The sequence below is a fragment of the Bdellovibrio bacteriovorus str. Tiberius genome, assembly GCF_000317895.1.
GTDB lineage: Bacteria > Bdellovibrionota > Bdellovibrionia > Bdellovibrionales > Bdellovibrionaceae > Bdellovibrio > Bdellovibrio bacteriovorus_F.
This window is the reverse complement of the sequence record NC_019567.1, coordinates 3,558,813-3,570,755: the sequence shown is the minus strand read 5'-3', so window position 1 is coordinate 3,570,755 and position 11,943 is coordinate 3,558,813. Positions and strand designations below refer to the sequence as shown.

General features: G+C 50.3%; 12 protein-coding genes. 2 read left to right on the top strand and 10 right to left on the bottom strand.

Features of this window, described 5'->3' with window-relative positions:
* Positions 1 to 37: 37 nt before the first annotated feature.
* From BDT_RS16845 to BDT_RS16820, 6 genes are all read right to left on the bottom strand, one after another.
* Positions 38 to 379 carry a hypothetical protein gene (locus tag BDT_RS16845; protein WP_015092440.1) on the bottom strand — a complete coding sequence of 114 codons (342 nt, stop codon included), beginning with the start codon at positions 377 to 379 and terminating at the stop codon, positions 38 to 40.
* Between the two features lie 126 nt (positions 380 to 505).
* Entirely contained in the window at positions 506 to 1,096 is a 591-nt protein-coding gene (locus tag BDT_RS16840; protein ID WP_200859542.1) for a hypothetical protein, read from the bottom strand.
* A gap of 93 nt (positions 1,097 to 1,189) precedes the next feature.
* On the bottom strand, positions 1,190 to 2,317 hold the full coding sequence (locus BDT_RS16835) for a hypothetical protein (RefSeq protein WP_015092438.1): 1,128 nt from the start codon (positions 2,315 to 2,317) through the stop codon (positions 1,190 to 1,192).
* A gap of 168 nt (positions 2,318 to 2,485) precedes the next feature.
* Positions 2,486 to 3,079, bottom strand: a complete 594-nt coding sequence (locus BDT_RS16830) for a hypothetical protein (protein ID WP_015092437.1) — start codon at positions 3,077 to 3,079, stop codon at positions 2,486 to 2,488.
* Positions 3,076 to 4,101 carry a PD40 domain-containing protein gene (locus BDT_RS16825; protein ID WP_015092436.1) on the bottom strand — a complete coding sequence of 342 codons (1,026 nt, stop codon included), beginning with the start codon at positions 4,099 to 4,101 and terminating at the stop codon, positions 3,076 to 3,078. The genes BDT_RS16830 and BDT_RS16825 overlap by 4 nt, the downstream gene beginning before the upstream one ends.
* Complete coding sequence (locus BDT_RS16820; protein ID WP_148278876.1) at positions 4,098 to 5,099, bottom strand: A/G-specific adenine glycosylase; 1,002 nt, start codon at positions 5,097 to 5,099, stop codon at positions 4,098 to 4,100. Before BDT_RS16820 ends, BDT_RS16825 begins: the two co-directional genes overlap by 4 nt.
* A 96-nt stretch (positions 5,100 to 5,195) precedes the next feature.
* On the opposite strand from BDT_RS16820, the gene speB reads away from it, so the two are divergent.
* Positions 5,196 to 6,131, top strand: coding sequence for an agmatinase (speB, locus tag BDT_RS16815; protein WP_015092434.1), 936 nt, complete (start codon positions 5,196 to 5,198; stop codon positions 6,129 to 6,131).
* Here the strand turns inward: speB and BDT_RS16810 are convergent, their stop codons facing one another.
* On the bottom strand, positions 6,132 to 6,629 hold the full coding sequence (locus BDT_RS16810) for a hypothetical protein (RefSeq protein ID WP_041578002.1): 498 nt from the start codon (positions 6,627 to 6,629) through the stop codon (positions 6,132 to 6,134).
* A gap of 151 nt (positions 6,630 to 6,780) precedes the next feature.
* Between BDT_RS16810 and BDT_RS16805 the strand changes: the two genes are divergently transcribed.
* Entirely contained in the window at positions 6,781 to 7,509 is a 729-nt protein-coding gene (locus tag BDT_RS16805) for a transporter substrate-binding domain-containing protein (protein ID WP_015092432.1), read from the top strand.
* Between the two features lie 39 nt (positions 7,510 to 7,548).
* Here the strand turns inward: BDT_RS16805 and BDT_RS16800 are convergent, their stop codons facing one another.
* The 3 genes from BDT_RS16800 to BDT_RS16790 all read right to left on the bottom strand — a co-directional run bounded on the left by BDT_RS16800 (position 7,549) and on the right by BDT_RS16790 (position 11,894).
* Positions 7,549 to 8,952 carry a sigma-54-dependent transcriptional regulator gene (locus BDT_RS16800; RefSeq protein WP_041578000.1) on the bottom strand — a complete coding sequence of 468 codons (1,404 nt, stop codon included), beginning with the start codon at positions 8,950 to 8,952 and terminating at the stop codon, positions 7,549 to 7,551.
* A 342-nt stretch (positions 8,953 to 9,294) separates the two neighbouring features.
* A complete protein-coding gene (locus BDT_RS16795) occupies positions 9,295 to 9,693 on the bottom strand; it encodes a response regulator (protein WP_015092430.1) in 399 nt (132 codons plus the stop codon).
* Positions 9,690 to 11,894 carry an ATP-binding protein gene (locus BDT_RS16790; protein WP_015092429.1) on the bottom strand — a complete coding sequence of 735 codons (2,205 nt, stop codon included), beginning with the start codon at positions 11,892 to 11,894 and terminating at the stop codon, positions 9,690 to 9,692. The genes BDT_RS16795 and BDT_RS16790 overlap by 4 nt, the downstream gene beginning before the upstream one ends.
* Between the last annotated feature and the right edge of the window lie 49 nt (positions 11,895 to 11,943).

Genomic DNA, 11,943 nt, shown 5'->3' with positions numbered 1-11,943 from the left:
GCGACAGATTGTGGCCGGCATTTTTTTTGTCAGGTGATTATTTGCTGCAAGGTTTTAGTTCGATTTCGAATGTCGCCTGTCTGTCAGTTTCGATCTGTGCAAACAATATAATTTTGCCCAAATTGTCCCAGACTCTGATATCAACCAGTGTAAAGCCTATTCTGTTCTTGATTGTTTTCTGGATGATCTGTTCTGCTTCTTCCGGAGTTCCCGTGTAGCAGATTTTATCAGTGAAAAGAACGTTGGCGGGAATTTTTGTCGCCTTGTCGATAATGGTGATTTCATTGTTGGCGCTGACGATAATAACGGCCTTTTGTTTGGCCTGTGCCGTTGCAGAGAACATCAGGGACAGGGCCGCTAGAATGATAAACTTGCGCATAAAAGCTCCTTTGTTTTTGGTGTTGAAACAAGGGATGCGTGGAATGTGCCAGATTAGAATGTGAAAGAATGAACTTTCAGGGTGTGGCGCGCGAAAAAGCCACAGACACTGTGACAACTTGCGGGGTCAGCGGGCGTCAGCAGCGGTCATGGATTTTTTTAAAAGTTCAATTTCTTCAGTCGGAGTTTTAATGTTGCAGGCAAGGTACAGGTCCACGCTTGCGATCTTCACGACTTTGACGTAATCGAAAAACTCGGTGCCCTTTTGCTTTTCAAATTCAATATAGACCGGATCATCAATCCAAAGCTGGATTCTTTGTCCGACAAGTTTGTCTTTGTTAAGCCAATTTGTGACTACCGACTCGGTTTTGAAACCCTGCCGTTTCAGCTCGCTTAACGAGGCATCTCCTTCCAATCCACCAATGACAAATTGCCGGGCGTCTTCCAGTTTCTGAATGCTGGCAGCGGGTGTTCCTTTCTTCGCAAACAGGGCCCATTCGACCGTGACCAGAGGGCCGATCCAGTGGAACAAAGCTTCTCGTTCTGTGGTGCGGGCGGTGGAGTACACGCAGTGGCGCGCACCGCTCAAGGCCCGGTTGTAGGCCCGCAACCAAGGATAAAGTCGGATCTGGTATTCGAAACGCAAAGCAGGGCTATTAAGAAAACCAGCGATGATTTCATCAAGACCTCGCCAGTTAACTTTATCATTTCTTAACACGCGGATTCACGATGTCCTTCGACACTGGACCCACGAAAATAAAAAAGGGAGTCGCAGTGACTCCCTTTTAAGTATTGTTTGCAGTTTGGAAAACTACTGGAAGTAGTGACGGTAATAGATCGTGAAGGTCGGATCGATTTTGCCGGTTTCCATGTTGCGACCGTTGTAGGTCTGATAGTTGTGCAAAGTCCCGTGGCTTTGTTCCAGACGGAAACCAATGCGCCAGTTCTTTATACCCGTGGACAGATCCACGTAACCTGAACCCTGATAACCATCCTGGAAACCCTTGGAGTTGTGACCGATCTCTGCTCTGTAAGTCAGTGTTCTTGGGCCGGCCTGGCACCACAAAACCCCACCGACATTGGCCGCCACGTAGCTTGCGCCATCAATGGTGGAGCCACGACCGCCAAGTTCGGTGAACGCGCGGGCACGGCAGGTGTTTTTCGCGTTCACGTACTCTTTGGCGATACCAACATAAAGACCCATGATCATGCCATCACGGGTTTTCTGACCGTCGCTGACGTATGTAGGCGTCTTCGTCTGACCTGGTTTCAGGTTGTTCACCATCTGGTGAAACTTGTCCTGCTGGGTCGCCGCGGTCAGAACGTTCCCGCGGGAATCAGACTGCAGCTGCTGCCAGCCCGCTTCGGCTTTCCAGTAGAAAGTTTCAGAGCGGGCGTTGTCGATATTGTCGATAACGAACTTCAGAATATTTTCATTGGTGAAGTGCTGGTCGATCCCACGGCCACCGTCAGGAAGTTGTTTGGCGGTGCCTTCGATTTCGCGAGTGTACAAATCAGAAGTCGCATCAAACTGCAGGTAATGACCCGTCGGCAGGAAGCCACCGATGGAAAGTTTTGATCCATGAGTATAACCGTTGTCATCAGTGTCAGCGCCCACCGCAATTGGATTCAGCAGGTTGTAGTCGTTGGTGACGGCAAGATAAACGCTGATACCACGTGGACGTTCAAAGTCTTCACCTGGAAGGAATTGTCTGAACATTTCAGGAACATCGCGGGCGTCTTTGAATCGGATGTGGATCACACCACCGAGCTTTTCCGGGCGAGCGGCGTTGTTGTAGGAATATCTATGGCTGAAGATATCAGGCTGTGTGTTCTCGGCATACAAATCCTGGAATTTCCAGAACTCTTCAGCATGGGCCACTGAAGAAAGACCAAGAACGGAAGAAAGAACCAACGAGCCCCATCTTTTTGAAATCATGAATCCACCTTGCGAATTTTTAATAGAGTTAAAGCACAAGTGGGTAATTCACAAGGCGGGGGCTTCGGATTCACCTTTTTCCAAGGCGTCGTCGAAAGTTCAGCCAGTTTAACTTCGCAATGACGTGGACTTACGTGGAACACGCGCCAGTGAGGGCTTTCAAAGGGGCTATTGTTTCGTTGTCGGAGTGGTTGGAGCAGGGGCCGCGGGAGCCGCTACCGGCTTTTTTTCCTCTTCATTCCAAGAGAAGGATTTCATGATCTGATTGCAGCTTTGCAGGGACTTGCTGAAGCTGGCTTTGTCATCCAGACAGGTCATGATCGCCACGCGGTCCTGGTTCTTCAGGATCACCTGACGGATCTGTTTGTTCTTGGAGCGGGAAAGCATATCCACCACCAGAGCGGGGCTGCCGTTCAATTCGAAATTCTTGGCCGAGATCACCTCAAAGCCATAGTTCGGGTAGTCCCGCATCCATTTGCGCGTGTAAAGCTCCAGCGACGCGGTTTTGGCCACCTTGTCGGTGCGAATGCTCAAGACCCCTTTGCCGTTGTCTTTGGCGGCAAAGCGGACCGTATCCAGCAGGCTTTGTTCAGAGGTGGCAACCGGGACCCAGGATGTGCCTTCGGTTTTAAGGGTGAAACCCTTGTGCAGGAAATAAAGACCCTTTTCCGGATTGGTCAATGCCGAAGAGCTCGTCGCCGGATAAGGCGCCGCCAGGGCAGACATCGGTAAAAGGATCAGCAAACCAAGCAGATTTCTCACTTCTTCAGGGTATCTGAAGGGGCGGCTTCCAGGCAAGGGCCTAAATCCGCTGGCAAGGCGACAATGTAAATTTGTTTCTTGTCCTGAAAACTGCGAGTAAATGCCAGGCGCTCCTGGGATTCATTGGAAACCACCGGGGACGCCAAAGAGTCATTGCCTTTGAATACAACCTGCGTGCACTGCTTTTCCAGATCATAGACTTCCAGCTGCCACTGTTTTTCACCCTTGCGCAGGATGCTGTAAAACAGACGGGCCGGGGATCTTGGGGCAAACTGCAGATCGCGGTATTCACCCTCCTGGCTTTTTAAAACCACGGGGATTTTTTCTTTCAGCTTAAAGGCCACCAGACTTTGCGTGTTGGCTTTCAGATCCTTTTCCACCCATACCAGTTGTTTGCTGTCGGGGGAAATTGTTGGGAAGCGTTTTTCTTTGTCTTTTTCTGCAGAGATTAAACTGACCGGCAGGTTCTTCAGATCCAGACGATAGATGCCCGTCAGGCCACCACGGCGGGAGGTGAACAGAATTGCAGGCTTCAAAGCATGGGTCACGAACAGACTTTGTCCGTCATAGCCCGGTTGCTGGGTCAGACGCACAATTTCAGTGCCGTAAAGGTCACTCATGTACAGATCTGACGGAGGATATTCTTTGTCGAAAGTTTTGTTCAGCAGCGGGCTTTCTTTAATTTCATCGGTAGTGGAAGAATAAAGAATTTCTGCGGAACTGATATAGATCGCATCAAAGGCGTCACCGTCAGAGAACGTCACCCGGCGCTCTTTGTTTTTCGCCAGATCCATTTCGTAGATTTGTGAGCCCTTGTGGGATGATCGGCTGCGGCTGGTGTAAATCAGCTTGTCGTTGTCTTCAGAAAAACGCGGGTGATCGTTGTCACCCAGGAACGTGATTTGTTTGGAGCCTTTGGCCAGCAGATAATCCGGAGTCAGAACGTCTTTGGTGACACTCAAATGTGAACAACCCGTTGCAAGAAAACAAAGGGCCACGATCGCCGGATTCATCCACTTCATAGTTCAACCTTGTGCAGTACTTTCTGGAGTAAGGAAGAAGGATTGACCTTCTTCAGTTCTTTCAAATCAACCCACTGCAGGTTTTTGCCCGTCAGTGATTTCTTTTCAGTGATCTGAATAAAGATATCATGATGGGTAATGTTGTGTTTGGCATCATAGGCTTTGGGCTTGTTTTTTTCCATGCTGATTTCCCCAGGGAAAATCATCTGGCCTTTCAGGAAGGGGGCATAATCATTCTGTACCAAAGCCACCTTCTGATTTTTAATGGACACCAATGGTTTCCAGACCCAGACCTCGGATTCTTTGCGCGGCTTTTTTAGCGGCAGTTTTTCCACCAGGTTTTTTTCGCGGGACACGCAGGTCGCCGCCCACGGGCACAGCATGCACATGATCTTCTGAGGAGTGCATACGGTGGCACCCAGCTCCATCAGGCCCTGATTGACGACATCAGCCTGCCCCAGCAGGGAAAGCTCGTCCGAGATCTTTTGCAGGTGATCACGGCCTTTGCCGTTCCACCATTCCAGCTTCAGGCCATAGCGGCGGGACAAAACTCGAATGACATTTCCGTCCAGCACACCCACCTTTTCACCGAAGGCGATGCTTGCGACTGCGCGGGAGGTGTAAGGGCCAAAGCCCGGAAGCTCCAGCAATTCAGCGGCGGTTTTTGGAAAACCACCGGCGGCCAGTGCTTTGGCTGCCTTGTGCAGATTGCGGGCGCGGGAATAGTAACCAAGCCCCGCCCAGGCCTCCATCACGTCGGCTTCGGGGGCGTTTGCCAGATCCTGTACGGTCGGGAACTTTTGCAGGAACTTTTCGAAGTAAGGAATGACAGCAACAACAGTGGTCTGTTGCAACATGACTTCTGAAAGCCAGATACGATACGGGTTCTTGTTTTCCCGCCATGGCAGAGAACGTTTGTTCTTGTTGTACCACTGGGTCAGTTGCTTGTGATCTGTCTTGTAATCGTGTTGGGCCGCCATGCGCGGTAATGTAGTCAACAGCCCAAGGCAGAGTCAAGGGGCGTCATTGCCCGAGGCTCGACACAGGGGTAGAATAGGGCTGTAACCCGGTTTTTTTGTCAGTTAGGAGCACCCATGGAATACAAACCGTTAAGCGGGCGCGAGTTTCCGCGTTTTTCTGCAATTAAAACTTTCTTCAGATTGCCGTATGTTTCTATCGAAGCCGACTATGAAGTCGGGATCTTTGGTATCCCGTATGACGGTGGGGTGTCTTATCGTCCGGGCGGCCGTTTTGCACCGGCGAAAGTGCGTGATGTTTCCAGCTTGGGTCGTGGCTTCCATATGACCCGCATGGAAAACTTCTTTGAAAACCTGAAGGTGGCCGACATCGGCGACTGTCCAACGGTGCCGATTGATCAAAAACAGACTTACGAAAAAATTGAAAAGTTTGTGGGTGAGGTTCTAAGTCACAACAAACGTTTCCTGGCAGTGGGCGGGGATCATTCCACGACTTTGCCGGTGCTGCGTGCTTTAAGAAAAAAATACGGCAAGCCTTTGGCGTTCATTCACTTTGATGCGCACTTGGACACTTATCCGGCGGCCTGGGGGCAGGAATACCATCACGGGGCATTTGCCCGTCACGCGGTGGAAGAAGGCCTGGTGGATCCAAAGAAAATGGTACAGATTGGTATTCGTGGCCCGTTGGCCGGGGGCGATGATCTGACTTTCGTGAACAAACACGGTATCCGTGTGATCACCGTGGATGAAATCCGCAATCAGCCAATCACAGAATTCCTGAAAACCCTGCCGACGTTTGACGAAACTCCGACTTATATCAGCTATGACATCGACAATCTGGATCCAAGCTGTGCGCCGGGTACCGGCACGCCCGTTCCGGGGGGCCTGACGACTTACGAAGTTCAGCGCATCTTCCGTGCGTTGAAGATTCCGAATCTGGTGGGCGGCGACGTGGTGGAGATTTCTCCTCCCTTTGACCACGCTGACATCACTGCGTTGGCCGGCATGGATGCTCTTTTTGAAATGCTGCACCTGTTTCCCATCAAGAAGTAATTAGTTTCGTTCGCCGTGGGATATCACCAGGATCTGGGATTGGGTGATATTCACGGCGATAAAACTGATCGCATTGACACTCGGATACCAATACGTGTCCGGGTCTACCCAAAACTTTTCCAGCCCTTCTTTGAGTCGCAATAATTCCCAATGATTTTTTATTTTGGTTTGCTGCATGATCTGAATGTGATCAGGATCGTCGTAGCGCCTGATCTGGCTTTCCATGGAAGAAAGCAGGGTCTGCACCATTAAAGACCACGAGGCTGTGCGCAGGCGCCAGTCATTGAGGTCCGTCAATTCATCCAGATCCCGTTGAATTTCGGACGCACTGCTTTGATAAAATTCAAATCGCACGCAGGCAAAGTCAGGAAATGATTCCTCCACCCGATCACATTCCGTACGCAAAACTTTCAAGCTGGCACTGGGTTCAAGTTCGTTCAGGGCAAAGGCGGCATTTGAAAAAATCAAAAGTAAGATGAGTACACTCGCAAATTTCATGAGAATCCTCCTGATGCCAATCTTTCTGCAAGGAAGTCACCACTTCGGGGGATCTTGGAAAGGGCACTGGGCTTGGTTGACGTCCGGGGAATGGATTAATTTTACTTTTCGCAATTTGAAAGTTGGCAACGGAATCTGTTAGTATAGGAACATGAAACTTTTGGTCTTGATGATTCTTCTTGTGGGTTCAATTTCTGCTGCCGCTCAGACAGCAGAGCTGAAGCCCATGGTGATGGGTCTGCCGTTTCAGGTAAAACGCGTGAAGGCCATCTTGCAGTATCAGGATTTCGTAAATACCACTCTGGTTGATGCCGGATACAAGGTCACGGTTCATACCTCCAAGGGTCGGCTGACCAGTCAGATGCTGGTGGGCGGAGAGCTGGATGCCGTCACCTATGATGATAAAACCTGGACAGAAGGTCGGGACAAAACTGTATCGGTTTCTTTTCCAATCATTCGCACGCGTGCGCGGATTTTCTATCTGGCCGATAATCAGAAATTCAACGAAGCCAAGCTGAAAAAATTCAAAGGCGGATTTTCCACCAATAACATCGCCCTGAATAAAGAGGCCGAACGACGAAAGCTAAAATACATCAACACGGTCAGCCCTTTGCAAAGCGTGGTGGATCTTCTGGCCGGAAAGATTGATTATTTTGTCGCGATTCAGGAGGTGGGTTTGAGTGTGATCGAATCCCATCCCGAGGCCAAGGGTAAAGTCGTCATGGGAAAACTGGTGTTTTTGGAAGTGCCACTGTACATGACCTTTGCAAAGAGATTTGATCCTGACATGCCGAAAATCGAGGCGGCTTTTAAGAAGGCACTGACCGGAGATCTTTCCAAGTATCCGCTGATCATGGAAAATCTGAACAAAGAACCCTGAACGAAAAAACCCGCTGCTTTGAACAGCGGGTTTTTGTTTTTAAGTCGGGGTGATTTCGTTTGGCGGGGTCAGACCTTTCTTTTTGATCTTTTCCACCAGTGTTGTGCGGTTCAGTCTTAGCAAAGCGGCGGCCTGATTGCGATTCCATCCGGTTTTTTCCAGAGCCTTCAGAATCAGGGCGTTTTCGTAAGCATCCACTGCCGAGTTAAAGTCCATGCCCACATCCGGGATTTCCAGACCGCCAATTTCAGTCGACGCCGTCTTGCCGGATTTGTATTTCAAAGGCAAATCGGAAATATCCACCTGACCCTGGCCTTTAAGGATCGTCATGCGCTCGACCAGGTTTTCAAGTTCGCGGATATTTCCTGGCCAAGGATAATTCACCAGACAGTCCAAAGCATCAGAAGTGATGCCGGTCAGCCCGCGGCCTTTGGTTTTATTGAAGATATCCATAAAGTGATTTAACAGCATCGGGATGTCGCTCTTGCGTTCGCGCAAGGCCGGAACGGTGATTGGAATCACATTCAGGCGATAGAACAGATCCTCACGGAACTTGCCGTTTTCCACAGCTTCTTCCAGATTCAGGTTGGTGGCGGCAATCACACGAACATTCACGCTGACAGTTTTTGTGGATCCTACCGGCTCAAAACTTCTTTCCTGCAAAGCACGCAGAAGTTTCACCTGCAGGGACGGTTCCAGGTCACCGATTTCATCCAGGAAGATCGTGCCTCCGTCGGCCATTTCAAAACGGCCCACACGGTTGGCAATTGCGCCGGTGAAGGCACCTTTCATATGACCGAACAGTTCGCTTTCCAGAAGTTCAGAAGGGATCGCACCACAGTTGATCGGTACAAACGGCCCCTGCGCGCGCGAGGAATTATAATGAATCGCGCGGGCAATCAGTTCTTTACCGGTTCCGGATTCACCAGTTACCAAAACTGTCGAATCAGAATCAGCTACGCGTTCAATCATGCGCAGAACATTCTGAATCTGGTCGCTGGTTCCGATGATCTGGTCGAATTTGTATTTCTTGTTCAGTTCAGAGCGCAGTTGCTGATTTTCCTGCTGCAGTTTTTTGTGCGTCAGGGCTTTTTCAATCAGACTCATCAGCTCTTCAAGATTGAAGGGTTTGGTCACAAAGTGGAAGGCCCCTTTTTGAGTCGCGCGGATTGCGGATTCAATAGTGGCATGACCGGTCAGGATGATCACTTCAGTTGCCGGAGTCAGTGACTTTAAATAAGTCATGAACTCGATGCCGTCGCCGTCCGGAAGATTCAAATCGACAATGGCCAGATCCACCGGGCTGTCACCCTGGCAAAGAACTTTGGCTTCTTCGATTTTGTTGGCAGTGATGACATTCAGGCCTTTGCGATCCAGCACGCGGAAGAGGGCTGTGCGGAGAGAGGACTCGTCATCTAATATCAGGACACGTTGGCTACGCATGAACCTTCCTTCCATGGTGGGTTCTTGGCGGAAGAAACCGCCTAAATTCAGGATAAGGGGATTTTGACGGGACTGTCAAAAAATCCGCGCCTGGCAAGGCTTTCAGGACCATAAAACTGGACGGGGGTGGGAAAAAAATGCCAGATTTCGCTAGCCCAGAGGCGAGGAAAATTCGAGCTTTATCTCGCGAAACAAGCCCTGCCAAAACTCACGGAATTTGCTAACAGCTAGGGAAGACTTGGGTATTCTTGTTTTATCTGAAATGGATTGATTAAAAGGCAGGCAGATGTGACAGGAATTCGCAAAGCCCCCCCCCCTGTCTGTGATATTGCACAAAGCAACTTAGAAGCCCAGGCCTTCGATTTTTTTGCGAAGCAGGTCCAAAGTGACGGGTTTAATGATGTAATCATCCACGCCGTCCTTTAAAGCGGACTTCACCGAGTTTTCATCGGACACGTTGGTGGTCATGATGACTTTGGCGGATTTGAATTTGCGTGAACGTTTCAGCTCCTGCAAAACCGCAGCCCCGTCACGCTTGGGCATGCGCCAGTCCAAAAAGATCAATTGCACCGGATGAAGTGTGTCGAAAGCATTTTCAATTTTTCCCAAAGCGATGGATCCGTCTTCGGCTTCAAGAATATTCTTAAAGCCCAGGGTGTCCAGCGCCGCCACCATGATCATGCGGTCGGTGCTGTTGTCGTCAATCACCAGGGTCGGACAGCTGATACGTTGCAGACTCATGAAGTAATTCCTTGTTGTGGTACTGCCAGCATTTCTGAACGCCACAGATGGGTGCAGGCCATTTTGTATTCAGAACGAAGCTGTAAAATCAGGTAACGAAGCTCTTCCTTCGTGTCCGCGCGAGCCTGTTTTTCGATTTCGCTGCACAGCTGACCCATGGCACGCAGGCCCGCGTTCACGCAGCTTGACTTCAGATAGTGCGCGCGATCAGCAAGGTCTTTCAGATCCCCGCGTTTTTCAGCTTCAATCATCGCCAGCACATAAGCCGGAGCATCTTTGCCCCAAGCCTGCAGAATCTGTTTCATCAGCTCTGGCGCCATGTCCGGGCTGATTTGGCGCAGATTTTCCATGGCTTTGGGATCAACCACCTGAGTTGCCGCGTATTTCAGGCGACGTGACCATAAACCCAATTTTTCATCAAGTTCAGCCAGGGTCAGAGGTTTCGACAGATAGTCACACATGCCGGCAGCCAGACAGGCTTCCTTGTCGCCGCGAATGGCGTTGGCCGTGACGGCAATAACGGCAGGCCCCTGACACCATTGTGGGAAACGTTCCGTGATCTTTTGCGCAGCCTCATAACCGTCCATCACCGGCATGTGGCAGTCCATCAGAATGATGTCATAGGTGGTGGCAATGGTTTTTTCCAAAGCCTCTTTCCCGTTGTTGACGATATCAAACTTGTGGCCCAGGCGGTTTAGCATCACTTTGACAACTTCCTGATTGGTCATGTTGTCTTCGGCCACCAGAATCTTCAGCGGGGCTTCAGATGATGCATAATTTTGAGATTCGCTTGGACGCTGGTTTTCCGGCATCACGTTGATCGCTTCCAGTGGCAAAGTCACCCAGAAGGTGGAACCTTCGCCAGGACGGCTTTCCACTTCGATTTTTCCGTTCATCAGTTCAACCAGTTGTTTGGTGATGGACAGCCCCAGACCCGTGCCACCAAATTTGCGGGTGGTGGATTTGTCGGCCTGTTCAAACGGAGAGAAGATTTTTGCCAAAGTGGCTTCGTCCATACCCAAGCCCTGATCCTTCACCTGAATCTGCAGCATGGTGCGGGACTGATCACTGCGGAAGGAATTCAGAGCCAGGCTGACGGTGCCTTCAGAACTGAACTTGATGGCATTCCCCAGCAGATTAATCAGAATCTGGCGCAGACGCAGAACATCGCCCGAGAACGCGGCCGGTGTTTGTTCGCTGACGGAGGCATGCAGTTCAAGTCCTTTGGATTTTGCGGAATAGTCGACAGTATTGATAACTTCCTGAATCAGTTTGCGCGGTTCAAAGTAGCTTTCTTCCAGTTCCAGCTTGCCGGACTCAATCTTGGACAGATCCAGAATACCGTTGATCAGCGACAGCAGATTCAGGGCGGATTCACGGATGATCTGGATTTTCTTTTTGATGCCGGATTCCGGGTTCTGATCCAGAAGCACTTCGGTCATGCCCAGAATACCGTTCATCGGTGTGCGGATTTCATGGGACATGTTGGCCAGGAAGCTGGATTTCATCTGGGACGCCTGCAAGGCTTCGTTGCGGGCGTGGACCAGCTGTTTTTCCAGTTTGCGACGCTGGCGCCCTTCATATTCAGTCATGAAGAAGGCGACAATGATCAGCACAAAGGCCATGCCGGTTCCCAACGCCTGCCACAGCTGGTTTCGCTGAGCCGTGATTTCGGATTCCTTTTTCAGGGCCAGCACGCGGGCGCGTTCATTGGTGATGACCGTGTTAACGGCCTCACGCAGTCGATCCATGACATCCTTGCCTTCGCCGGATTTAACCAAAGCGATCGCCGCACTCAGCTTGCCGACGCGAACCTTGTTGATCACTTCTTCAGAGATCTCAATTTTTTTGCGAACCAGTTCGGACAGGGCCTGGTATTCCGGGCGTACTTTTAAGGTTTGCGGTGCGCTTTTTTCAAGGGTTTCAAATTCCTTTTCGATCGCATCGTTGGCATCCATGTAAGGCTTCAGGAACTGTTCGTTTTGGGTCAGTACGTAACCACGCTGACCGGTCTCCAGATCCAGTGTGGATTTTTCAACGGCCTGAACCAGTGAAATCAGAGCTTCGGTTTTTTCATACAGCGCGATGGTTTCGCGATATTCCTTCAAAGCCAGGAACTTCAGGATAAAAACTGTAAGGGTGGCCACAACACCAGCCGAGAACAGCAACAGTGTCAGGGTGCGATTCATTTTAAATTTCAAGGCGGTCCTCGTTTCCGAGTCTATAGGATAAGAGAAAGACTCTGCTCCA